17 protein-coding genes and 1 riboswitch are annotated in these 24,094 nt (G+C 53.4%); of the genes, 6 read left to right on the plus strand and 11 right to left on the minus strand.

Translation table 11 applies throughout. From position 1 onward, the window contains the following. Positions 1 to 72 precede the first annotated feature (72 nt). The 6 genes from NYE29_RS06650 to NYE29_RS06675 form a co-directional block, all read right to left on the minus strand. Positions 73 to 1,473, minus strand: coding sequence for an NCS2 family permease (locus tag NYE29_RS06650; RefSeq protein WP_076114270.1), 1,401 nt, complete (start codon positions 1,471 to 1,473; stop codon positions 73 to 75). 127 nt (positions 1,474 to 1,600) lie between these two features. After that, a riboswitch (purine riboswitch) is annotated at positions 1,601 to 1,700 on the minus strand. A gap of 117 nt (positions 1,701 to 1,817) precedes the next feature. Further along, positions 1,818 to 2,219: a nuclear transport factor 2 family protein gene (locus NYE29_RS06655; RefSeq protein WP_076114271.1), complete on the minus strand. Its 402-nt coding sequence runs from the start codon at positions 2,217 to 2,219 to the stop codon at positions 1,818 to 1,820. Between the two features lie 167 nt (positions 2,220 to 2,386). Further along, complete coding sequence (guaA, locus tag NYE29_RS06660) at positions 2,387 to 3,925, minus strand: glutamine-hydrolyzing GMP synthase (RefSeq protein ID WP_076114272.1); 1,539 nt, start codon at positions 3,923 to 3,925, stop codon at positions 2,387 to 2,389. 218 nt (positions 3,926 to 4,143) lie between these two features. After that, positions 4,144 to 6,525, minus strand: a complete 2,382-nt coding sequence (locus NYE29_RS06665) for a DUF4129 domain-containing transglutaminase family protein (protein WP_076114273.1) — start codon at positions 6,523 to 6,525, stop codon at positions 4,144 to 4,146. Next, entirely contained in the window at positions 6,494 to 7,822 is a 1,329-nt protein-coding gene (locus NYE29_RS06670; protein ID WP_340894987.1) for a DUF58 domain-containing protein, read from the minus strand. Before NYE29_RS06670 ends, NYE29_RS06665 begins: the two co-directional genes overlap by 32 nt. 234 nt (positions 7,823 to 8,056) lie before the next feature. Further along, entirely contained in the window at positions 8,057 to 9,487 is a 1,431-nt protein-coding gene (locus NYE29_RS06675) for a polysaccharide deacetylase (RefSeq protein ID WP_340894988.1), read from the minus strand. 107 nt (positions 9,488 to 9,594) lie between these two features. Between NYE29_RS06675 and NYE29_RS06680 the strand changes: the two genes are divergently transcribed. Then, positions 9,595 to 10,224: a DedA family protein gene (locus tag NYE29_RS06680; RefSeq protein ID WP_038585622.1), complete on the plus strand. Its 630-nt coding sequence runs from the start codon at positions 9,595 to 9,597 to the stop codon at positions 10,222 to 10,224. Positions 10,225 to 10,377: 153 nt separating this feature from the next. Here NYE29_RS06680 and NYE29_RS06685 read toward each other — a convergent pair whose 3' ends face one another. Continuing rightward, positions 10,378 to 11,640, minus strand: coding sequence for an MFS transporter (locus tag NYE29_RS06685; RefSeq protein ID WP_340894989.1), 1,263 nt, complete (start codon positions 11,638 to 11,640; stop codon positions 10,378 to 10,380). Positions 11,641 to 11,792: 152 nt separating this feature from the next. On the opposite strand from NYE29_RS06685, the gene NYE29_RS06690 reads away from it, so the two are divergent. Further along, a complete protein-coding gene (locus tag NYE29_RS06690; protein ID WP_340894990.1) occupies positions 11,793 to 12,725 on the plus strand; it encodes a helix-turn-helix transcriptional regulator in 933 nt (310 codons plus the stop codon). A gap of 332 nt (positions 12,726 to 13,057) precedes the next feature. Beyond that, a complete protein-coding gene (locus NYE29_RS06695) occupies positions 13,058 to 13,360 on the plus strand; it encodes a zinc ribbon domain-containing protein (protein ID WP_340894992.1) in 303 nt (100 codons plus the stop codon). A gap of 79 nt (positions 13,361 to 13,439) precedes the next feature. Here the strand turns inward: NYE29_RS06695 and NYE29_RS06700 are convergent, their stop codons facing one another. Together NYE29_RS06700 and NYE29_RS06705 are read right to left on the minus strand one after the other, a co-directional pair. Further along, complete coding sequence (locus NYE29_RS06700; protein WP_340894993.1) at positions 13,440 to 14,969, minus strand: DHA2 family efflux MFS transporter permease subunit; 1,530 nt, start codon at positions 14,967 to 14,969, stop codon at positions 13,440 to 13,442. A 2-nt stretch (positions 14,970 to 14,971) separates the two neighbouring features. Continuing rightward, on the minus strand, positions 14,972 to 15,418 hold the full coding sequence (locus tag NYE29_RS06705) for a MarR family winged helix-turn-helix transcriptional regulator (RefSeq protein WP_076112783.1): 447 nt from the start codon (positions 15,416 to 15,418) through the stop codon (positions 14,972 to 14,974). 200 nt (positions 15,419 to 15,618) lie between these two features. On the opposite strand from NYE29_RS06705, the gene NYE29_RS06710 reads away from it, so the two are divergent. After that, entirely contained in the window at positions 15,619 to 16,335 is a 717-nt protein-coding gene (locus tag NYE29_RS06710; RefSeq protein WP_340894995.1) for a DinB family protein, read from the plus strand. A gap of 96 nt (positions 16,336 to 16,431) precedes the next feature. Here NYE29_RS06710 and NYE29_RS06715 read toward each other — a convergent pair whose 3' ends face one another. Continuing rightward, positions 16,432 to 20,721: an acyl-CoA dehydratase activase-related protein gene (locus NYE29_RS06715; RefSeq protein WP_340894996.1), complete on the minus strand. Its 4,290-nt coding sequence runs from the start codon at positions 20,719 to 20,721 to the stop codon at positions 16,432 to 16,434. Positions 20,722 to 20,843: 122 nt separating this feature from the next. After that, a complete protein-coding gene (bcp, locus tag NYE29_RS06720) occupies positions 20,844 to 21,308 on the minus strand; it encodes a thioredoxin-dependent thiol peroxidase (RefSeq protein WP_340894997.1) in 465 nt (154 codons plus the stop codon). Positions 21,309 to 21,410: 102 nt separating this feature from the next. On the opposite strand from bcp, the gene NYE29_RS06725 reads away from it, so the two are divergent. Next, positions 21,411 to 22,463: an LCP family protein gene (locus NYE29_RS06725; RefSeq protein ID WP_340894998.1), complete on the plus strand. Its 1,053-nt coding sequence runs from the start codon at positions 21,411 to 21,413 to the stop codon at positions 22,461 to 22,463. A 197-nt stretch (positions 22,464 to 22,660) separates the two neighbouring features. Next, entirely contained in the window at positions 22,661 to 23,977 is a 1,317-nt protein-coding gene (locus tag NYE29_RS06730) for a glutamate-1-semialdehyde 2,1-aminomutase (RefSeq protein WP_340894999.1), read from the plus strand. Positions 23,978 to 24,094: the final 117 nt, after the last annotated feature.

Below are 24,094 nucleotides of genomic sequence, written 5' to 3' on the forward strand. Positions count from 1 at the left end.
GTTCTGCTACAGCAAAACGGCCCCTTCATCACTGAAGGAGCCGTAATATTCGGGTTTATATTAGAAGTAGACTTAGCCTTGGCTGCCGATCAACACGTAGCGCAGCACAATTAGAACGGCGAGCACCCACATCATCCAGTGGATATCGTATTTCTTTTTGCCGGCCAGATTGGCTACACAAGCCAGGATTACATAGGTAACAATCCCGAACGAAATGCCGTTGGCAATGTTGTAAGTGAATGGCATGATGACGAAAGTCAGGAAGGCTGGAATAGCATAAACCATATCCTGAAAGTCGATCTCGCGAATCGATTGTGCCATAAGCACACCGACCACAATCAATGCCGCTGCCGTAGCGGAACCAGGAATTAGCGCAACCACCGGAGCAAGGAACAGAGCAAGCAAGAAGCAAACACCGGTTGTTACGGCAGTCAGACCTGTCCGGCCGCCTTCAGCAACCCCGGCAGCACTTTCTACATAAGCAGTAGTGGTGGAAGTACCCAGCATCGCACCGCCGGCAACAGCAACTGCATCAACAAACATCGCATTGCCGACACGTCTCTTGCCATCTTCCTTGTCCTTCATAATTCCCGCACGTTCAGCAGTACCGACAAGCGTGCCAAAGGTATCAAACAATTCTACGAACGTAAAGGTGGCAATTGCGGAAACAATACCGGTGTGCATAATGCCTTCCCAGTCAAATTCCCAGAAATTCAGCTGTGTGAAATCAGGAACCCAAGGCGTCTGTGGATTGTTCAGCGAGCTGAAATCAACTGCACCCATGAGGATGGCGACAACAGTAGTTCCCAGAATTCCGAACAAAATCGCGCCGCGGACTTGCAGCACCATCAGAATGGAAATCAGCAGCAAGCCGATGATGACCAGCTGGACATTGGTATTTTCAAGGCTGCCCATATGAATAACAGTTTCGAAGGACAAAACATCAGTGAACTTGTTAGCAGCAATGTCGCTGCCGGCTTCAACGCCGATAGTCATAAGACCGCTGTTCTTCAAGCCGATAATGGTAATAAACATCCCGATCCCAACGGTAATGGCATGCTTCAGATTGTCAGGGATGGCTGTGAGCAACATTTGCCGCACCCTCGTTACCGTTAGCAGGATGAAGATGATACCGGAAATGAATACGGCAGTCAGACCCATCTGCCAGGTAAATTCATGTTCAGTTGTAGCCGAGGATAAAACCACGGATGCGAAATATGCATTAAGGCCCATGCCAGGCGCCAGAGCTACCGGGAAATTAATGAAAAGTCCCATGGCAATTGTAAAAATACCAGCTGCCAGCGCTGTAGCCAGAAACACGGAATACCAGCCCATGTCAATCCGGCCAAAAGCCGTCAAAGTGCTGGGATTAACCGAAAGAATGTAAGCCATTGCCATGAATGTGGTCAGACCGGCCATAATCTCTGTGCGTACTGTGGTGCCGTTTTCTTTCAACTTGAAAAAGCGATTCAAATTGTTCTCCCCCTAAGATCTATGTGAGTGTCTCGCGCGGAACAGAAAAGCCGGTATCTTGGTAGACACCGGCCCGAAAAAAGAGGATTCACCCGCCTGTCTTCAGCACAAAGGCCAAAGATTCCGGGAACTCGCTCTTCTTAATCGTAGCCAGGTCATTACGGTGACCTTGTAGAGACTTTCGGGCCGATTCCCGAAATTATACGAATATTTATGTTGCTCAACGCTTTATCATTTTAGGTGTACATCACATAAGTTGTCAATGGCAAATACGAACAATGCGCGTTATATTTTTAATATTGTTCGTAAATCAAACATTTTCATGACAAAATCTGCAGGAATGGTTAATCCGGAACCTCACTCATAGGATACGGGCGGTATTTCTCTATTTTCATTGCGAATTCCCGCAGTCTTGTAATACCTTCCTCACTGCAGGAGATGATGGAGCATCCGTCAAAAGTGCTGGTTTTGCCATCATAAAGACAAGTAAAGCGCCAGACATTGCTTACGGTTTGCTCCTTGGCATCAAAAAAGGATTCAAGGATATCCCATTGCAGAACCTTATTCCCTGGCTCATGCCAGCCGCGAAACCACTCCTGACATTCGAGAATGCCGGAGTATTCTGCACCATCACATTCTTCTATTCTGACATCCTTATGTAAAACGCTAAGAAATGCAGCCTCATCCTGCTCCAGCCAAGCTGTGAAATAGACTGCCGCCAGCTGTTCGCCCTGGATCTGATTCATTTTTCCGCCTCCGTTCTCCATTCAATCGTTAATGTCTGCGTGCAATTGCATGCTATCATTTTTACCACCTGACACGAAATTCATTTTCTTACATTCAACAAAAAAAGCCGGAAGCACCCTGTTAAAATGGTGTTCCGGCTCTGGATATACTTTTATTCAGCTGATTGCTATTCCCATTCAATCGTTGCAGGCGGTTTCGAGGTAATATCATAAACGATGCGGTTCACGTTATCCACTTCGTTGACGATACGTACGGAGATTTTCTCAAGAATATCCCACGGAATACGCGCCCAGTCAGCGGTCATACCGTCGATGGAAGTAACTGCACGGATGCCCACGGTGTAGGAATAAGTGCGCTCGTCTCCCATAACCCCGACACTCTTCATGTTAGGAAGTGCAGTGAAATACTGCCAAATTTCCTGGTCCAAACCGGCCTTGATGATTTCCTCGCGCAGGATGTAATCGGAGTCGCGGACAATCGTCAGCTTCTCTTCGGTCACTTCGCCCAATACGCGGATAGCAAGTCCAGGACCCGGGAATGGCTGGCGCCAGACGATGGCACGCGGCATGCCCAGCTCTTCTCCCAGTTTACGGACCTCATCCTTGAACAGCGTGTTCAAAGGCTCGATCAGGCTGAACTTCATGTCTTCCGGCAATCCGCCGACATTGTGATGCGATTTGATAGTCTGTGCTGTTGCTGTTCCGCTCTCCACAATATCCGTATACAGCGTACCTTGGGCGAGGAATGCGAAGTCACCCAGCTTGGCCGATTCTTCGTCAAAGCAATAGATAAACTCGTTGCCGATGATTTTACGTTTTTGTTCTGGATCGGATACACCGGCCAGCTTGCCCAGGAAACGCTCGCGGGCATCAATCTTCACGACGTGAATATCGAATTTGCCGACGAAAGTCTCCATTACACTCTCTGCTTCGCCTTTGCGCAGCAGGCCGTGGTCAATAAACATACAGGTCAATTGATCGCCGATGGCCCGGTGAATCAGCATAGCCACAACGGAGGAATCCACACCGCCGCTGAGTGCGCAAAGCACCTTCTTGTCCCCGACTTTGTCACGGATATCCTTGATGGCATCGTCAATGAACGATTCCATCGTCCATTTGCCCTCGCAGCCGCAGATCTCGTACAGGAAGTTCGAAATCATCTCATTGCCTTTCACGGAGTGGCGAACCTCCGGATGGAACTGCACCGCGTAGAATTTGCGGGCAGCATTGCTCATTGCGGCAATCGGCGCACTCTCCGTACCGGCATCCAGCTTAAATCCGGATGGAAGCTCCACTACATGGTCGCCGTGGCTCATCCATACCATCTGTTTGCTCTCCAGGCCTGCTGCAAGCACAGCACCCGCTTCGAAATCGACATCAGCTTTGCCGTATTCGCGTTTGGCTGCACGCTCCACCTTGCCGCCGAGCTGCTGAGCCATGAGCTGCATGCCGTAGCAAATGCCGAAAATTGGCAGTCCCAAATCATAGATAGCCGGATCCAGATGTGGTGCGTCCTCAGCATACACACTGCTTGGTCCTCCGGAGAATACGATCCCCTTCGGCGAAAGTGCTTTGATCTTCTCAATTGGCGTATTGTACGGCAGAAGCTCGCTGTATACCCCCAGGTCCCGAATTCTGCGCGCGATAAGTTGGTTATACTGTCCCCCGAAATCGAGAACGACGATCATTTCATTTGGCTTGTTCATTACGTGCCTCCCTTGATTATTGGATTCATTATACTCATGGATAAATCTCATCGTCAAGGAAAGGAGAGCACGCATCTCTTATGCTTTTGGCGCAGTTCATCCGGCCGCTTGAACGATCTGAGGAGAGCGGAAAAGACTTATGGCATCTTTTGGTCAAGGTATCCGCTTCCATGCGGCCTATAAGGATTTATTGGCCAGCCGGTGCCCGCCAGAAAGCCTCAGGTCAGGCGGAAAATGATGAGCAGGCAGCGGCTGATAAAGCCTGCGGCCTCCGCAGCGGCTGCATCCGGCGGCGGCTGCGCCGGGCCGGGGCGCGGCGTGGCACGCTGCGCCTGTGCCGTGCCGCTGTACGCCAGGGTTTCCCACTGGCGGACGAACACCCGGACGGCGGTGCGCAGCCCCGCGTCCTCTATATTCAGGGAGGCTGCGTACTCCCTGGCCGTCACACCGGGCAGCGGCGGGCCGTACCGCGCCGCCAGCCCGTGCCAGGCCAGAGCGGCTGCGCGCAGCTGCCGCTCGCGGCTCACGCTGCCGGCGCGGCGCGCCGCCGGCAGCAGAGCCAGGCTGCGCCGCCAGCGCCAGGTGGCAGCGAGCACAATCGCCGCTGCAGCAGCAAGCGGCGCGGGGTTCCCGCCCGCCAGCGGCAGGGCGGGCAGGATGTCCGCGCCGCCAGCTGCGGACGCGGGGGTTCCCTGCGGCGCAGATGCAGCCGCAGCGGGGGCCGCCGCCGGACCTGCGGCGGCGAGGGCAGCACCGGGGGTGGGATCAAACGGGATCCAGCCGGCGCCGGGGAAATAGACCTCCACCCAGGCATGGGCATCGCCTTGGGTAACGGCATAACGCTGCGGCAGGGAACCGGCCTCCGGTGTCCCCGGTCCATAGCCCTGGACATAACGGGCCGGAATGCCGCTACTCCGCAGCAGCACCGTCATCGCCGTGGCGAAATGCACGCAGTAGCCCTGCTTCGTCGTGAAGATGAAATCATCGGCGAAGTCGGCGCCGGCTGGCGGAATCCTCGTCTGCAGGCTATAAGAGTAGCCGCTCTGCAAATAATCGCGTACAGCGGCAACGGCATCATAGCGGCTTACGGCAGAAGCTGTGAGCCGCTGTGCCAAGGCGGCGACCCGCTCCGGCATTGCCGCGGGAAGCTGCAGATAACTATCGGCAATGGACTCTGGATCCTCGCTGCCCAGAGCGCGAAGCACAGCCGGATCACTCTCCGGCAGCAGAGAGCTCACTGTATACCCGGCAATCTTCGCAGAGCTTTCCGTCTCAGGCAGGCGGAAGCTGTTCTTCTCCCGGTTCGCCAGCACATAGCCTAGCCGGCTGCCGTCCGCCAGCCTCACCTGTTCCACGTTCACCACGGTTCCGGCGCTGAACAGCGGCAGGTTGCCGGAGGAAGGATGGGAAAACTGGATTTCCTGTATCAATGTCCGGTCTTCGTCATTGGCGAATACCGGCAAGCTTTCGGCAGGCAAGCTCGTTAAACTAAGCGGTAGGTATACCGTCCCTTCCCTGCTCCAGCGGCGGCCGTCATAATAAGCTGAGCTTTCTCCTCTCCAGTAAGCCGGGCGGCTGGATGTGACCGTAAATACGGCTTTCGTACTGGGGGATAGCGGTGCCCCAAGCTCACCTTTGCCCGAACCGTAACCTGTAGTTCCTGCCTCAAGCCGGATTTCATCCTCCGTCTGCCGCTGAACTTGTCCACTCGCCCATTCCTGTAATTGGTTAAACACCGGCTTCAGAGTAATAGGTACAGCCGGCCGCGTTCCATACAGCTGGCCGCCTATCCAGGATGCTGCCGTCAGCAGCATTGCCCCTGCGAGAGCATAACCTCCCCAGCGGGCATAGGGAAGACTGACCCGGCCGGTTCGCTCCTTCAGGCGCAGCAGCCCGCTCATGCCCTGCATCCACAGAATCAGTCCCGCAGAGACCAGCACTTCGCCGGTTGTCTTTACCCCAAATCCTATATCCAGCATCAGAAGATAACATACAGTCACAGCTGCGAACAGAGCCGTGCTTCCTCTGTACAGCGCCAGCTGCTGCACGGAAGAAACCAGCAAACCCCAGCCCAATACCAGAATCAACAGCCGGCTGTGTTCACTTAGCTTCGAAATCTGTCCCGTGAACAACAGGACGGCGTCCTCCGGAATTCCTGCAACATAAGGGCCAAATTGCGCTATTCCTTCACTGCTGACACAGGTGTATAGCCAAGTCAGAGCAATCAGAATAGACCGGATACTGAGCTGCAGCCATCCCGGGAGCCGAAAACAGCCCCATAACAGCAGTGCCGCAGCAGAAAACATCAGGATTTCGAGCAGTTTCGCAGTAGAGGGCAATGTTGTGGATCTGTGCAGCGGAAGCAGCCATGCCATAAACATTCCCATAATCGCCAAAGAGAACAGCAAACGATAATGCAGGGGGATGTCCTCCCTGTTATCGGTATAACTGTTCTCAGCTTGTCCATCCACCGCCTGCGGTTTAACCGTCACTGCCGGTTTGCCGAACGGCCCCTCGCCCTTCCAAGTGCTGGAAGAATCAGCCGATATTCCGGCAGTCCCCCGATATCTACCGTTCTGTCCGTTTCCCCGGAGATTCATGGAATTCCGCCCCCTTGTACCCGTATGACAGAGAGGAATTCTCCAGACAGTAGATCCGCGCTCCAAGCCGCTCCAGACTGCCCCCTACCGTCCCGGTATTACGCTGTGTGCAATCCCGCGGCCATTCCTTCATCCCCGTTGATTGCTGCTGATTTACCGGAGCAGGCTGGTCCCACACAAAATAAATCTCCACCTTCACGCCCTGTACCAAGAACCGGGCAAGCGTCCGCGCGGATTCCTCCTCCAGCCTGCCTGTGATCACCGTTACCGTCATTCCCGGAATCCAGCTCCGTGAAGCATCTTCCAGCAGGTCGCTCAAGCTTCGGGTACCGTCGGGAGCAATTTCCGTAAGCATATCCTGCACTCTGGCAGGAATTTTGCCGAGTCCCTCATGTCTGGCCATACCTTCCGGCCATCCGCCGCTGAACAGCTGCACATATGTGCCGGAGCGCTCCGCTGCAAGCAACAGGCCCATTGCTGCAGATACGGCTTTTTCGAATGCCGGAGTTGTTGTGCCACGCAGCCCGCGCGGAGTGAGCGCTCCGTAGGGAATCTCATAATTTTCCGGGCTGTTGGCAAGAACGATACAAGCCATCCGGCCCTGTTCACGCACCGGTACCCTGCTCTGCAGCGTTCCCTTACGGGCGCTGTTCTTCCAGTCAATCCGGCTAAGCGGATCACCCGGGGCATACTCACGGAGATCTGCCGCTTCACTGCCGCTGTCTCTTCCCCTGCCTATGAGCATCATATCCCCGGCCAGCAGGCCGCTCCCCGGCACAGCTGCCCCTACATAGAGCGGTCTGGGAAGCACTTTGAAGCAGTCCTTGAACTCCGGCTTGGTTCCGCCTGTGAACAGCCCCGGCAGATCTCCCCAGCTTATGCTGCAGCTCTGAAGCCGATGAGTTCCCCGGGGGACTTCCTGCAGCTCATAAGAATAGGTGAATTTGCGCCGGAACCCGGGAAACAGCAATTCCTGATGCCGCCGTCCGCCCCAGGTATCGGCAATGATCATCCACGGGAGTGGAATCCGTGAAGAGAAGCTAAGCTGTACTTCTACAGTCAACGTATCTCCGGCTGCCGGACGCAAAGGGGATATACGGCGGACAATCTGCACTTTCCGTGGACCGCAGAGCTGCAGCAGGAGTCCGCCGAACATAAGAATTCCGGCTGCCGACAAGAGGAACAGCAGAGACGCACCTCCACGCCATGCATATAAAGCACCGATGACTGCCGTTATAGCCAGCATCCGCAGCCATTCACCTAAAGCACTGCGGTTTCGCGGGACAGGCCGGATCATATCACCCGGGGAATCAGACTTCTGCTGCTGCATATTTTTTTCTTGCTCTATTAATGATGAAGAGGACAAGGGGAAACCCTTCCTTCGGTCATAGACTAGCTCCGCCCTGCTGCCGCGATCAACGAGGAAGTACTTTCGGGAGCCTATTACTGTCTATTCTTCCCACGAAAAAGAGTGCCCAAACCCTTGGAGGTTACTTTGGTCCCGTTCTTGAACGGCATGCCGAAGGGCTGCCTAAGTTGTTTTAACTCTGCGCTCCTCTGCCGTCGCGCGGGCCTCCTGCGGCAAATGCCCCGCTGTTGTGAGCAATTCCCGCAGGGATATCCAGAGAGAGGAACCGATCATTTGCACCTCTGCCCCTCTTGTTTCCAAACTTCCGTCAGGCAAAGCAAGTTTTAGCTGCTTCTGTAATGCATCCACTGTCAGGTTCCGCCCGTTCCAGGCAATCAGTCCGCTGCGGCTGGCGCTATCCCAGCTAACCCGCCCGCCCAGCCGTTCAATGACCGCTCGCAGGGGAACCATGTATTGCCCTTGGCTGATTCTGTATTCTCCCGGGTCCAGTTTGGTCTCCAGCCTGCCCACCTCCAGGACCAGCGGCTTGCCGGGGGCAAATAATCCGGCATTCGGCACAATGTTAGAATGAATCCAATCCTGTGGAGGTTTCGAGCGGTTGGCGCCTGCCATAGTTGCAGATACTCTGAAGTGTACAGGCTGCTGACTTGCATCCAGCTGACCAAAGTTATATCCGGCAGCCTTATAACGCTCAATAATCTTGGGCAGTGCTTTGGCACTCTCTTCATGTCCCGCACCGTCATGCAGCAGCAGGATGACTTGGGAGGAAGACATGTCCGCCACCGATCCCTGCAGGATTTCCGACGCCGGCACACCCCTGCGTCTGGAATCTCCGCTGTCCACTGTCCAGTCCATTACCGAGTAGCCCGCTTGCTTCAGCAGGTCGAAATAGGTTGCATCAAAATGGCCGAAGGTTCCTCCCGGCGCACGGACAAGCTGCGGACGGACCCCGGTAATCTCTCTGACAATCTCTTCCGTTTGTTTGATTTGCGTCCAAAATTCTGTGAATCCGCTATATAAATCATGATAATTATGATTATAGGTATGATTGCCGATGACATGCCCCTGCTCCCAAATCGCATTAATCAGCTCGGGGCGGCTCCGGGCCTGCTCTCCCAGCACGAAGAAGGTCGCCTTCACCTCCTGCTGGCGCAGTATTTCCAGCACCTTGGCAGTGACTTTGCTGGGCCCGTCGTCAAACGTAAGATAGACTGTCTTCTGTATTTTCTTTGAGGCAGCGGCCACCACAGCTGCTGCGGGTGCATCCTGAGATTTGACTAACGCTGATATAGCTGCCGAATCTTCTGGATTCTGGAGATTTTGGGTCGATGTTATTGCCGTGGAGACAACCGGTGCAGGTGAGGCAGAACCGCCTGAATTCACGGCCGGGGCAGGCAAATCTTGCGTCTGAGCAGCCGGCAGATTATTCTTAGAGAGTGCAGGCTCAATTTTTCCGGCCTGTAGAGGATACATTTTCGACGATGCCGAAGACTGTCCGGTTTCCCAATCAGGCTTTACCAATAATATAATTGCCATAGCAAGCAGCCCGCGGATAAAGATCCGGCGGATCTGGGTACTTTTGCTATCTTTCATCTTCTCTACCTCCAGCATTCTATTCACTTCCAGAACCATTTGGTAGATTGTATGAAGACAAGCTTCAAAATAGAATTAGGCATGCGCCCTTGGAGAGTGACAATATTATGGAAATGTTGAGATGGATACAGGAATTGTTCGCCAATTACGGATACAGTGTGCTCTTCTTCGGATTGCTGCTGGAATTTATTGCGCTGCCCTTTCCCGGGGAAACAACAATGGCTTTTGCAGGCTTTCTTTCCTATACCGGCAAGCTTGATTTCATGACACTGATTGTACTGGCTTTTGCAGGAACAACAAGCGGGATGACCATTACTTATTTCGTCGGGCTCAAGGCAGGGATGCCGTTTATCCAGCGCTACGGCAAATGGTTTCTCTTTTCACCGGCCAAGCTGGAGAAAACGCAGCGCTGGTTCGAGCGGTACGGCAGCTTTCTGATCTCCATCGGCTATTTCATTCCCGGCGTCCGGCATTTCACCGGCTATTTCGCCGGTATTATCGCTTTGCCTTTCCGCAAGTTTGCCCTGTATGCCTATGGAGGAGCGCTGCTCTGGGTACTGGCTTTTCTGGGCATAGGCAAATTGTTCGGGCCGCAGTGGATGGGCATCTTCCACCTGTTTGAGCTGTATGCCCTATGGATTGTCTCCGGTATTCTGGCTATCGCAGCCCTGATCTTTCTTTACCGCTACCGCCGGGGCATTTCCGCCCGCCTGCTGCGGCGCAAGGTCAAAGGTTAAATCTTAAGCATAATGCAAAAACATAGAGAGTTTCCGGGGACGCCATGCAACCTGAAACATTAAAAAAGCAGCCGTTTGACGCATATTCGAAGAACCCTTCGAAGAGCATCGACAGCTGCTTTTCTTATGCAGCTCGAGATGAACTTACTGACTTTAAATACGGGACAGACTCTTCCGTTTGCTGCGAACCAGGTAATATCCTCCCAGCAGCAGCGCAATTCCGGCAAAACCGGCACCTCCGGCAAACCCTAATTGCCGGGGTTCCACGTAGTCAAGCAGCCAGCCTGCGCTTAGCATTGATACCCCAATCAGTGAACCGCCCGCCGCCGACAGCATTCCGAAAATAACCGGCTGCATGGAAGACGGCGTCTCTCTCATCACCAGCGTGTCCAGACAGGCATTGCCAACTCCACCCGATAAAGACAGCAGAATATACAGGAGAAATGCGGCTGCAAAATGGCTGCTGGCACTGATCCCCATCAGCAGCAAGCCTTCCGCCAGCAATCCTGCCAGCGCCACCGCGAGCAGCCTCTTCTTCAGCAGACGGCCGGCAAAAAAGCTGAGGCTAAGCCCGATGCCAAGTGCCGCATAAAATGCCCCGACTCCGACATCCCCGGCATGAAACACCTGCACGGCATACACACTGATCAGTACATTGTCCCAGCCGTTGATAACCGGCACCAGCAGCTCATAACCAATAATAACCTGCAGCACGAGACTTCCCCCTGCCACATATTTAAGCGTCCGCAGGCGCCCTTTTTTGCCTTGCTGCAGTTCGCTCTGTCCTGCGGAAGAATCATGTTTTGGTCCCTCCTCAGTTTTCCCGGCATTATGCGGAAACTGCAAACCCCATAGCAATAAGGCTGCAACCAGAAAAGATGCTGCGTTCATGACAAATGCCGTCTCCGGCCCGAACCAAAGGGACACCAGCCCTCCCGTAAAGGCCCCTAGAATGAGCACAGAGCCATTCATCAGCTGTTCCAGGCCATTAATGCGGAGCAATGAATCCGGAGCAGCCAGGAGCGGGATAGAAGACTTGCGGACCGGACTGTAAACCGCCTCTCCCGCTGCCAGTATAAAGCTGCCCGCATACAGCAGCCACAGCCGGTCCTCCCCATTGATCCAAAGAAAGGACAAGGCTACAGGCACTCGCATAATATCAACGGCCATCATAATCGTTTTGCGCGGCAGCCTGCCAGCCAGCATCCCGCCGAGCGGAGCCATAAATAGATAGGGCAGCACCCTTACACCAAGCGATATGCCTACCGCCATTCCCGATCCGGTCAGTTGAAGCACCAGTGCCAGCATAGCCACACTGCTGAACCGGTCGCCTATTCCATTGATTAATCCGGCTGCAAACAGCCTGGAATACCCCTGCCCGCGCAGAACAGATAATCCATTTCCGGTTTGTGTCATTTCATGAACCCTCACAATCTAAAGATTAAATAAATATCTAATTAGATATTAATAGAATATCATGTTTATGACAATGTATTATTTTCTTTCTTTGGCCAAAATTATAGAATGAGGGTTGACTGCAACTCTCCGGGAAAGAAGGGACTCATCTTTTGAAAATAGATCGTTTGCTCTCCATAGTTATCCTGTTGATGAACCGCCCGCTCATTCAGGCCAAGGAGCTGGCCGACATGTTCGAGGTCTCCGCCCGCACCATCTACCGCGATATCGACAGCATTAACAATGCTGGCATACCTGTCGTAACCTATCAGGGTGCAAACGGCGGGATTGGTCTCATGGAGGGATACCGCCTGGACCGCAATCTGCTGACGGAGCGTGAGCTGGCCGATATTTTCACCGCTTTGCAAAGCGTCTCTTCCTATGTCGGAGGAGAACACACACTGCTGATGGAAAAAATCAGCAGTGTAATCCCCCCTGCCCAATCCGCCGCCTTCCGCAGCAAAACAACCCAGTTGATCGTCGATTTCTCTCCCTGGGGGCTGAATGGCCCCCTGGAAGAACGGCTGACTCTGCTCAAGGAAGCGCTGGAGGAAGGCGTCGCTGTCGCCTTCGAATATGTAAATGCCGACGGCAGGATGAGCAAGCGCTCTGTGGAACCTTACACGCTGGTGCTCAAAGGGCAAGCCTGGTATTTGTACGGCCTGTGTGCAAAACACGGAGAGTTCCGCTTATTCAAGCTGCTGCGTATGAAAGCGCTGGTGAAGGAAGGCCGGGTGTATGTCCGGCAGGATATCCCCCTGAAGGATTTCCCCTGGACTAAAGGGTGGATGCGGCCCGCTGACTCACTGCCAGTGGTACTGCATTTCTCAGCGGCAGGCAAACATCTCGCCGAAGATTATTTTGATTCGACTGAACTTCAGCCGGACGGCAACGGCGGGTACACCGTTAGGGTTCATTATCCGGAGGATAACTGGCTTTACGGATTTTTGCTGGGGTTCGGAACCTCGGTTGAAGTGCTGGAGCCGGAACATATCCGCGTCCGGATGGGAGAACTTGCTGCAGGCATCGCAGCAAAATATAGATAACGTCCAAAACGCTATGTAGATTGAACTTGAGAAAATACATTTAGGGAAAAGTGCGGAGGGGAATTTTGGAACTGTAGGAGCGATAGCGTCCGCCTTTAGGTTTGGATTTCTACCGCGATTCGCGGTTAAATTCAGGAAATCCAAACCTAACAGCGGCCGGAAGTCCAAACATTCACTGTAGTCACGGCCAGTCCCAAAATAAAAGAATTATAAGTTCAATCTATATAGCAACGCTCCAACAAACCTGACTGAATGCTGTCTAGTTTGTTGGTTTATACTGGACTGGAATGCGGGCGGTACTCGTCCCGCGAAATCTAAGGGAGTGTGTTGATATGAATATAGAAGAGACTTCGCCCCATCAACATGAGGCCGTATTCTGCCAGAGCTGCGGAATGCCAATGCCTGAAGCGGAGCTGCTGGGCAGCGAGCAGGATGGCACTAAGAATGAGGATTATTGTATCTACTGTTACGAAGCCGGGGAATTCAAGCAGCCTGACATAACGCTGCAGGGTATGACGGATCTCTGCACCGGATTCATGGTGGAGGAAGGCATGGAGGAGGCTGCGGCGCACAAGCTGCTCGCCGAGACGCTTCCTTCACTGAAACGCTGGAAGACGGCTGCCGCGGTGGAGTAAGCGGGGGCTTCTCCATAACAAAAGGGACTAACCATACACCCGCCGGTGCTGGTTAGTCCCTTTTTTAGTACATCACAAGTTATGCTTGTTGGGATTTAACGGCTTGAGGTTGTAAAGACTCGGCTTCTTCCGTCTTCAGGAAGTCCGGCTGCGGTGAAGTCTTCTTGATGAACAAGGCCAGCACCAGAGCCACTACGGTCACCCAGGTTGCCACGGCGAATGCATGGGTAATCCCATTGATCGTCGCGTCCTGCGTAAGTTTGAGCATCGCCGCCTTATCGGTCTGTGAGACCGCGCCGCTGGTTACTGCTTCCGTAATATTGCTCTTCGTGCGGTTGGTCATCAGGCTGACGAACAGCGCCATCCCAAGTGCTCCCCCGACTGTACGCAGTGTGTTCGACATCGCTGTACCGTGCGAGCTGAGCCGCTGCGGCAGCTGGTTAAGTCCGGCTGTCACAATCGGCATCATCAGCATCGACATCCCGAACATCCGCGCCGTATACGTCAGGATCAGATGTGTATAAGTTGTGGAATCCGTAATTTGACTGAATTCCCATGTCGTAATGGTGGTAATCAGCAATCCGATAACCGCCAGCCATCTTGCACCGATCTTATCAAAGATAATCCCGGTGATCGGAGACATAATCCCCATCAGAATAGCACCCGGCAGCAGCATCAACCCGGATTCCATCGGTGTAAAGCCACGGATGGTCTGAAGATAGATTGGCAGCAGGATCATACCGGCATACATGGCCATGGTAATAATAATATTGATTACCGTTGTAAGTGAGTACATGTTATAACGGAAAATGCGGAATTCGAGCAGCGGTTTGTCGGCGGTAAGCTCGCGCCATACAAACAGGGCCAATGCCAGGGTTCCGAGGATCAGACAGGCAATAACAGTCGTGCTGCCCCAGCCGTCTGTTCCGGCATCACTGAAGCCATACAGCAGTCCGCCGAACCCAAGGGTTGAGAACACGACGCCGGTCTTATCCAGCTTCGGAGAACTCAGCTTTCCGACGTTCTGCATAGTCTTCATCCCAAGCAGTGTAGAGAAAATAGCCAGCGGCAGTACAATAAAGAACAGTACCCGCCAGGAATAGTTCTGCACAACCCAGCCCGAGAGGGTAGGTCCGATTGCCGGGGCAAAAATCATTGCTACCGCCATGAGCCCCATGGCTTTACCGCGTTCTTCAATCGGGAAGATACGCAGGAACACAATGTTCATCAGCGGCATCAGAATACCGGCACCGACAGCCTGAATTACTCTGCCGACCATAATCATTTCAAATCCGGTTCCGATACCGCAGACAAGCGTACCTATGGAAAATAGTATCATTGCTGTAGTAAACAATTGGCGGGTGGTAAACTTCTCCACCAGATAAGCACTGATTGGAATGAGCACACCGTTCACAAGCATAAAACCTGTGGTCAGCCATTGTGCCGTATTGGCGACAATGTTAAGATCCTCCATCATTTTCGGAAGCGCCACATTCATCAGCGTTTGATTCAACAACGCCACGAAAGCGCCAATTAAGAGCGCTGCGATGATAGGCCCTTTGCGTATAGCCTTAGTTTCCGCAGCAGCATTAGCAGTTATTGTACTCATGGCTACTTTTTATCTCTCCCTTGTACCAAAATTTTTACGATTTCACCATGAAGCCGCAGCAGTTCCTTGACATCCTCTGAAGGTATGTCGGACAGCGGCTGCAAATGCTTTCTCATGGACTGCTTGCTTCGTTCCCTGATTTCCTGACCTTTGTCCGTCACCGCCAGCTTGAATATACGCCGGTCGCTCTGCGAGCGTTGTCTGGTGATCAGCCCTGCCTTTACCATACGGTCAACTACTCCGCTAGCGGCGCTGTTCCCCAAATGGAGCAGGTCGGCAAGCTCGGTAATTCCGATGTCTGGGTGCATAGCCAATTTGCGCAGCACCATCAGTTGGGTGGAGGTAATCTGCAGCTCCTCTGCGTCCTTCCACAAAAGCTGCTGGAAATTATGATTGATACAGCGGAAAGAGGTCAGAATATCATCAAGCTGCTGTTCTTTTTCCTCCAACACCATCACCCCGTTAGTTTGATAATTAAATACTTCGTATACGAACTATTTTACTCTTTACCTATTTATCCGTCAATCAATTACTGAAAATTTCTGAAAAACTCATTCTTTGTTTCATTTGACTAACATGCTCCGCCGCCCCAGAATAGACACCCTTCCAGAGTGCCCAGCTTTGGGGATTTTAGATATAATTTAGATGGATGACAATACTCGAAAGCGGTGATTGTGCAATGAACCTTGAACAGCGCAAAATTTGGAGTGACGGACATAAAACTTTAACGGGACTCTTGAAGAGGCCGGAGGAGCATGAGAATGCGGTTGCTTTATTCCTGAGATTGCATGCCTCTCTGTACGCGTCAAACGGGGAACATCCGGAGCAGCCAACCTATGAAGACGAACTCCTGAAAGATATCCGCGAGCAGACTCTACGCAGCTATCCAGTACATACCCCCGGCAGTAAAAATTCTATAGTGTGGCATCTTTGGCACAGCGCGAGAATTGAAGATATCACAATGAATATTCTTGCCGCCGGCAGCGGGCAGGTTCTTCACGAGGCGCATTTTGCCGACAAATTACAGACGGTTCACATTCATTCAGGCAATGGCATGACCGATGAGGAAATTTCCGGTTTCAGCTCGTCGGTTCATATCGAGTCTTTATTTGAGTACAGGAAAGCGGTTGCCAGCAGAACGCGGAGTATCCTTCCTTCACTGAGCTCGGAGCAATTGAGGGCGAAGCTGAGTCCTGCCAGGATCAGAAGAATATCAGAGGAAGGGGCGGTAAAAGATACGGAGCAATGGCTGATTGATTATTGGGGAAATAAAAACATCGCCGGTCTGGTGCTGATGCCAGCCACAAGGCATAATTTCATCCACCTCAACAAAGCGATGCGCGTGAAGCTTAAGCTGCAGAAATAAGATCGTTCTAATGTTCTTATAAAATAAAGCGGGCCCGGGGAAATTGCCCCGGACCCGCTTTTTAATATGGATTGTACTATATGGATTGCACTTCTCTTATACCCCGCTCCCTAAGCTCCCCACCACCACCACCGGCCGCTGTGGTCCTGAGATTTCAGCAGCAGTTGAACTGCTGCCGCTTTCCAGACCGCAGGCGATCGACATCATCAGTTTGATCCGGTTGGCCTGGTTCACTACACTGACCCCGGCATCATAATCAATGGCGGCGATATTAGCCCCGGGATACAGCTCCTTCAGTCCTTTGATAGAGCCGCGTCCGGTAATATGGTTCGGCAGACAGGCAAACGGCTGGATGCAGACAATGTTATTCACACCGTTATCCAGCAAATCCATCATCTCCGCCGTCAGGAACCAGCCTTCGCCCATCTGATTGCCGACAGACACAAGCCGGCTGGCCTTCTCCGCGAGGCCGTAAATATTCTCGCGGCCTTTGGCCAGTCCCGCTTCCTCCAGCGCCACTTTAACCGGCTTGCGGTAGATTTCCAGGTAAGAGATCAGCATGGGATTGATGTATCCCAGCTTCTTGCTCTTGCCAAATTGCTCCGCTTTGTAGATCGGATTGTACACGCAATAAAAGATAAAATCGAGGAAGTCCGGCATTACTGCTTCACCGCCTTCGGCTTCGATCATCTCAATGATCCGGTTGTTGGCGTCCGGATGGAACTTAATCAGTATTTCGCCAACAATGCCCACCCGCGGCTTCACTGCCGGTGTGACCGCCAGGCGGCTGAACTCGGCGACGATCTCGCGGATCACCCGCTTATACTCCCGGAAGGAGAACGTCGACAGGCTGCTCTTGCAGCGCTCCATCCCTTTGCGGTAGAGGGCTTCCGCGCTTCCCGGAATCCGCTCATAGGGTCTGAAACGGTGCAGCAGCCGCATCATCAGATCACCATAGCAGGCAGCGGCGATCAGCCGGTTCGCCAGCTTGAGGTGGATGCGGAAGCCCGGCTGATTCTCCATTCCCGAAGCATTGAGAGAGATGACGGGAATTTGCCCCAGGTCGGAATCCTTCAGCGCCTTGCGCAGCAGCGAGATATAGTTGGTAGCCCGGCAGCCCCCGCCTGTCTGCGACATGATGACCGCTGTCCGGTTAGGATCGTAGTCGCCGCTCTTCAGGGCCGAGAGGATTTGCCCGATGGTGACAATCGCCGGATAACACGCATCATTATTGACGAATCTGAGGCCTTCCTCGGTCTCCTGCGGACCGGTGGTTTCCAGTACCTTGAGACGGTACCCGGCGTCACGGAAGACCCGTTCGAACAATTCAAAGTGAACCGGCGACATCTGCGGTGCCAGAATGGTATAGGTCTCCTTCATTTCCTTCGTAAACGGAACATTGGCCTGTGTCTTATAGAGGAGCTGCGGCTGCACATCGCCCTTCTCACGCTCGCGCATCGCTGCCTGCAGCGACCGCAGCCGGATGCGCGCAGCGCCGAGATTGCTGATCTCATCAATCTTGATCAGGGTGTATACCTTGTTGTGGCGCTCCATAATCTCCTGTACGGCATCGCAAGTGATCGCGTCGATGCCGCAGCCGAAGGAGGTGAGCTGCACCAGCTCCAGATCATTTCTGCCGGCTGCAAGACGGGCGGCACGGTACATCCGGGCGTGGTACGTCCATTGATTCACCACAGCCACATCGCCTTCGCTGCGGTCCAGATGGCAGACCGAATCCTCGGTCAGCACGGCGAGCCCCATTCCGGTAATCATATCGGCGATGCCGTGATTGATTTCAGGATCGGCATGGTAGGGATGGCCGCAGAGCAGAATCCCCTTTGTCCCTGTAGATGTCAGAAACGCCAGCGTTTCTTCGCCCTTCGTACGCAGATCATTTTTGGCCTGCTCGGCTTCGGCAATTCCAGCCTGTACCGCTGCCGCTATCTCTTCTCTCGGAATATCCATAAAGGTCTTGATCAGGCTCTTGGTCAGGGCCGAAATATCGTCAAAGGTCAGAAACGGGCTGACGAGCGGAACACCACTTTCCTTGAGACCATCCATATTATTGCGGATAACCTCAGGATAAGAAGCAACCACCGGACAGTTGAAGTGATTCTGTGCCGCATCGTCCTCCTTCTTCTCATACACAACCGCCGGATAAAAGATAAAATCAACGCCTTTGCCGATCAGGCTCTGCACATGTCCATGGGCCATCTTCGCGGGATAGCAGATCGATTCCGAAGGGATCGTATCCATTCCGCTCTCATACAGCTTCTTGCTCGACTTCGGCGACAACACTGTCCGGTAGCGCAGTGTCGTAAAAAAGGTGTGCCAGAACGGATAATTCTCGAACATATTCATGGTCCGCGGAATACCGACGGTGCCCCGCTCTGCCTGTTCTTCCGGCAGCCCTTCATAGTCAAAGAAACGTTCATATTTATACTGCATCAGGTTCGGCAGGTTGTTCTTCTCTTTCTTGCCACCCGCACCGCGTTCGCAGCGGTTGCCGGTGACGTGAAAGCTCTTATCGGGGAAACGGCTGATGGTCAGTGCACAATTGTTGGCGCAGCGGCTGCAGCGGCCCGGCGATACCTGGTATTGGAAGGTTTCCAGCTCTTCCGGACCAAGAATCGTGCTGAAGCCGTCCAAGCCGGCATGTTCTCTGGCAATAATCGCACAGCCGTAGGCCCCCATAACACCGGCAATATCAGGTCTGACCACAGTCCGGCCAGTCAGCAGCTCAAAAGCCCGCAGTACCGCTTCGTTATAGAAGGTGCCGCCCTGCACAATGATATTGCGCCCGAGGTCCTCGGGGTTGCGGATTTTGATAACCTTTTGCAGAGCGTTCTTGATTACGGAATAGGCGAGTCCTGCGGACAGGTCAGCCAGGGAAGCCCCTTCCTTCTGCACCTGCTTCACCTTGGAATTCATAAATACTGTACAGCGCGAGCCCAGATTCACCGGTTTGCTCGACTCCAGCGCGGACTTGGCAAATTCCTCGATACCGAGCTCCAGCGCGGAGGCGAAGCTCTCCAGAAAAGAGCCGCAGCCCGCCGAGCAGGCTTCATTCAGCATCAGGCTGTCAATTGCCCCTCCGCGGATCTTGATGCATTTCATATCCTGTCCGCCGATATCCAGAATAAAGTCCACCTCAGGCATGAACTTGGACGCAGCCTTATAGTGGGCCACTGTCTCCACTTCACCGCCGTCGGTACGCAGCCCGGCCTTAACCAATCCTTCGCCGTAACCGGTCGCATAGGAGCCGGCGATATAGCAGCCTTCCGGCAGAATCCGGTAAATCTCCTTCAGCGCATCGGTGACGGACTGCAGCGGATTGCCTTTGTTGCTCCCGTAAAAGGTATAGAGGATTTCATCGGCGGAGCCGGTAATGACAAGTTTTGTTGTCGTCGAACCGGCATCAATACCGAGATAGCAAGGTCCGCGGTATGAAGCCAGCTCAGCGCGGTCAACCGAGGCCCTGCCATGGCGAAGCCGGAACTCGGCTAAATCCTCCGCGGTCGCAAACAGAGGCGCCAATTCGGCATCCTCTGCACGGTCCGCCTTGAAGTCCACCGCTTCAATCCGTTCCAGCCAGCAAGGCAGCGGCAACACGAGCGGGTCGCTCTGTGACAGCGCTGAGCCAATCGCGACAAAATATTGCGAGCGTTCCGGGAACAGCACCTCCCCTTCCTTCAGCCCCAGCGTCTCCGCGAAACGTTCCCGCAAGGCGGGCAGAAACGTCAGCGGTCCGCCCAGGAAAGCCACCCGCCCGCGAATCGGACGGCCGCAGGCGAGGCCGCTGATCGTCTGGTTCACGATGCTCTGGAAGATCGAAGCCGCGACATCCTCGCGCCGCGCCCCTTCGTTCAGCAGCGGCTGCACATCGCTCTTGGCGAATACGCCGCAGCGCGAGGCGATCGGGTAGATCCGCTCATGCTTCTCTGCCAGCGTATTCAGTCCGGCAGGGTCGGTCTGCAGCAGCGAAGCCATCTGGTCGATGAACGCTCCGGTGCCGCCGGCGCAGGCAGTGTTCATGCGCTGCTCGATGCCGCCGCTTAAATAAATAATCTTGGCGTCCTCCCCGCCAAGCTCAATCGCCGTATCGCACCCCGGAATCAGCTCGCTGATCGCTTTGGTGCAGGCGATAACCTCCTGGACAAAGGGTACTCCGCCAAGCTTTGATAAGGACAACCCCGAGGAACCGCTTACAGTCAATGCTGCCTCTCTATCCGGGAACCTGTGCTGTACGTCTGACAGGAGGGATAGAGCCGCTTTTTTTATATCGCTATAATGTCTCACGTAATCCTGATAAATGATTGTACTTCGTTCCATAACAACCAATTTGGCCGTAGTTGATCCGACGTCCAGCCCAATACGCAGTATCATCATGCCATCACCATGCCTTGCTCCAAATTTGAAGTAATATGAGGCAACTATATCATGAGAACGCATTAGGAAGGCTGTTAAAAATGTAACAGACATTTACAATTCACTACTAGCATACTTAATTATTTCGTGATTTCACTCAATGCTGTCTCCACATGACCTTTAACGCGAATTTTTCTCCACGCTGCCGCAAGCTTGCCTTGCTCATCTATAAGAAAGGTGGAGCGCACGATGCCCATAAACTCCTTGCCGTACAGCTTTTTCAGCTGCCACACCCCGAACATCTCGCTTACACTATGCTCCTCGTCGGACAAGAGCGGAAAAGGCAGGCCGTTCTTCAGGGCAAACTTGGCATGCGAGGCCAGATTGTCGGCACTGATTCCGAGTACCACGGCACCCTGCGCGGTAATCCGGTCGTGGGCGTCACGGAAATCGCAAGCCTCCTGTGTGCAGGCGGGGGTCATATTTTTCGGGTAAAAATAAAGCAGCACCTTGCTGCCGCGATACTGGCTTAAGCTGATGTTCCGGCCCGTGGAGGCGGGAAGGCTGAAGTCCGGGACTTCATCACCGATTTCAATTCCATTCATTAATGGTTCACTCCTAAAGTTTTTGGGGGAATATTCCGAAATTGCTTGTATTCCTAAAAGAAATTATAATGTAGAGAATGCAAATGCGAAAGGAAGAACGAAATGCCTCCAAGAAAGAAACGGCACGTTAAAGCCGGCAAATCGAAGAAGAAACCGCTGCTCTGGACTCTGGCAATTATACTTCTCCTAGTAATCGGCGGAATTGTCTACTATTTCTCCTCCGTCTACAACCAGCTCGACAACATGCACAAGACCGGTGATAAATCGCCGTTCGCATCTGTTCCCTCCCCTTCGGCGGATGTTGCTGAGCCTCCTAAATGGGAAGGCACGGAGCCTGTAAATATCCTGCTTATGGGCGTGGATGCCCGTGGAGTGAAGAAAGGGGAAGTCCCGCGCTCAGATACGATGCTGGTTGCCTCCCTTGATCCGGTGCGAAAGAAGTTCTATGTCTTCTCCATTCTCCGCGATACCTATGTATCTATACCTGAACATGGTAAAGAACGTATTAATTCGGCAATTACACACGGACCCAATACGGCGATGCAGACCGTAAGCGACTTGCTGGGCATCCCGATTCAATATTATGTCTATACCGATTTCCAGGGCTTCATCAAACTGGTGGATGCCGTCGGCGGGGTAGATTACGAGGTTGAAAAAGACATGGTCTACAAGACAAAAGCCGACGGGCCGGAATTCGACATTGATTTGAAGAAAGGCTTTCAGCATCTTGACGGCAACATGGCACTGCAATATGTGCGTTTCCGTCATGATAAGACATCCGACTTCACCCGGACGGAACGGCAGCGGGGTTTCCTTAAGGCTGTTGCGGACAAGGTGATCAGCACCACTTCCATTCTTAAACTGCCTAACATATTAGATGAGGTGATCCCATACATCGATACCAACATGGATATCAGCGATATGTGGAAGCTTGCCACCGTTGGCTATGACGGCTCGATGGGCGGCAGCCAGCAAATACCGCCGATGAACTTGCTGACAGAAGAGACAACAAGCGGAGGCTCCTCCGTTATCGGCATCAGCAGTGAAGATAAACTGAAGCAATTCGTGCAGGATACCATGACTGCACCTGAGCCGACGCCATCGACTGAGGCTTCCCCGGACAGCAGTCCGTCCGCTAGCCCAGAGAACAATTAAACAAGTGGAAGCGGCTTTGCCGTCCTTTTTAAGGACGGTACCGTTTCAGCGAGAAATAGAAGGATAAGTTATCGTGTGAAACATATAAATTCTTATATTTTCAACAACCCATGCTTGGCCTCAGGACGGGCGAACAGCGGCATCCGCCGCCAGTTCGCCCGTTCCCTTGCCCAAGACATATGAAAGGATGATTATTCATGAACCGTACCACATCAGAACAGTTGTATCAGGAAGCCCTTCAGCATATCGTCGGAGGCGTCAACAGCCCCTCCCGGTCCTTCAAGGCTGTTGGCGGCGGAGCGCCGGTATTTATGAAACGCGCAGGAGGCTCACGCTTCTGGGACGAGGACGGCAACGAGTACATCGATTACCTCGCAGCCTACGGGCCGATTATTACCGGCCATGCCCATCCACATATCACAGCGGCAATTACTGAAGCCGCGCAGAATGGCATTCTGTATGGCACACCCACCCAGCTTGAGATCAAGCTGGCCAAAATGCTCAAGGAAGCAATCCCTTCGATGGATAAAGTGCGGTTCGTCAACTCCGGCACGGAGGCCGTCATGACCACAATCCGGGTGGCCCGCGCTTATACCAAGCGCAGCAAGATCGTGAAATTTGCCGGCTGCTACCATGGCCACTCCGACCTTGTACTGGTCGCTGCCGGCTCCGGCCCTTCTACACTGGGCATTCCTGACAGCGCCGGAGTTCCCGGCAGCATCGCCCAGGAAGTCATCACCGTTCCGTTCAACGATCTTAGCGGATTGCGCGAGGCGCTGGAGAAATGGGGCGGCGATGTCGCTGCTGTTATGGTGGAGCCGATCGTGGGCAATTTCGGCATGGTTATGCCGGAGCCCGGTTTCCTGGAGGGGCTATGTAAGCTGGCCCATGATAACGGATCGCTTGTCATTTATGACGAGGTCATCACCGCTTTCCGTTTCCATTACGGTTCTACACAAACTTATGCAGGCCTTGATAATCACGAAGATATTACACCTGACCTGACCGCGCTCGGCAAAATCATCGGCGGCGGTCTTCCGATCGGCGCTTACGGCGGCCGCAAGCATGTGATGGAGCAGGTTGCGCCGCTCGGTCCGGCATACCAGGCCGGAACCATGGCCGGCAACCCTGCCTCCATCTCGGCAGGTATCGCCTGTCTTGAGGTGCTGCAGGGTGAAGGGGTATATCAGGAAATGGAACGGCTCGCCATCCGGTTGACAGAGGGACTGCAGCAATCAGCAGACCGTCACGGCATTCCGCTAACGATCAACCGGATCCGCGGGGCGTTCTCCACCCATTTCTGCGCTCACCCGATCACCAACTATGAGGAAGCTCAAGATACGGACGGCGAAATGTTCGCCAGCTTCTTCCGCCATATGCTGAACCGCGGGATCAACCTTGCCCCGTCCAAATATGAGGCCTGGTTCTTAACCACAGCACATACGGATGCTGATATTGACGCAACACTGGAAGCTGCGGAAGCTTCCTTCCAGGCAATGGCGGCAGAGAAATAATCATAAACACCTGCCCGGCTGCAGCACTGATTACTTAAGCTTACTAGACCTGCTTCCATTAACAAATTCAAACCCACTGCGGCTTGCCGCAGCGGGTCATTTGCATAGCCAGATTCA

The organism is Paenibacillus sp. FSL M7-1046 (assembly GCF_038007405.1).
In the GTDB taxonomy this organism is placed as follows: Bacteria; Bacillota; Bacilli; order Paenibacillales; family Paenibacillaceae; genus Paenibacillus_AQ.

Excerpts from the sequence above, each read along its gene's own strand:
- NYE29_RS06710 (WP_340894995.1), top strand. The coding sequence starts at position 15,619 with ATGACAATACTCGAAAGCGGTGATTGTGCAATGAACCTTGAACAGCGC.
- NYE29_RS06725 (WP_340894998.1), top strand. The coding sequence starts at position 21,411 with ATGCCTCCAAGAAAGAAACGGCACGTTAAAGCCGGCAAATCGAAGAAG.
- bcp (WP_340894997.1), bottom strand. The coding sequence starts at position 21,308 with ATGAATGGAATTGAAATCGGTGATGAAGTCCCGGACTTCAGCCTTCCC.
- NYE29_RS06700 (WP_340894993.1), bottom strand. The coding sequence starts at position 14,969 with ATGAGTACAATAACTGCTAATGCTGCTGCGGAAACTAAGGCTATACGC.
- NYE29_RS06695 (WP_340894992.1), top strand. The coding sequence starts at position 13,058 with ATGAATATAGAAGAGACTTCGCCCCATCAACATGAGGCCGTATTCTGC.
- NYE29_RS06655 (WP_076114271.1), bottom strand. The coding sequence starts at position 2,219 with ATGAATCAGATCCAGGGCGAACAGCTGGCGGCAGTCTATTTCACAGCT.
- guaA (WP_076114272.1), bottom strand. The coding sequence starts at position 3,925 with ATGAACAAGCCAAATGAAATGATCGTCGTTCTCGATTTCGGGGGACAG.
- NYE29_RS06665 (WP_076114273.1), bottom strand. The coding sequence starts at position 6,525 with ATGAATCTCCGGGGAAACGGACAGAACGGTAGATATCGGGGGACTGCC.
- NYE29_RS06715 (WP_340894996.1), bottom strand. The coding sequence starts at position 20,721 with ATGATACTGCGTATTGGGCTGGACGTCGGATCAACTACGGCCAAATTG.
- NYE29_RS06670 (WP_340894987.1), bottom strand. The coding sequence starts at position 7,822 with ATGATCCGGCCTGTCCCGCGAAACCGCAGTGCTTTAGGTGAATGGCTG.
- NYE29_RS06730 (WP_340894999.1), top strand. The coding sequence starts at position 22,661 with ATGAACCGTACCACATCAGAACAGTTGTATCAGGAAGCCCTTCAGCAT.
- NYE29_RS06675 (WP_340894988.1), bottom strand. The coding sequence starts at position 9,487 with ATGAAAGATAGCAAAAGTACCCAGATCCGCCGGATCTTTATCCGCGGG.
- NYE29_RS06680 (WP_038585622.1), top strand. The coding sequence starts at position 9,595 with ATGGAAATGTTGAGATGGATACAGGAATTGTTCGCCAATTACGGATAC.
- NYE29_RS06685 (WP_340894989.1), bottom strand. The coding sequence starts at position 11,640 with ATGACACAAACCGGAAATGGATTATCTGTTCTGCGCGGGCAGGGGTAT.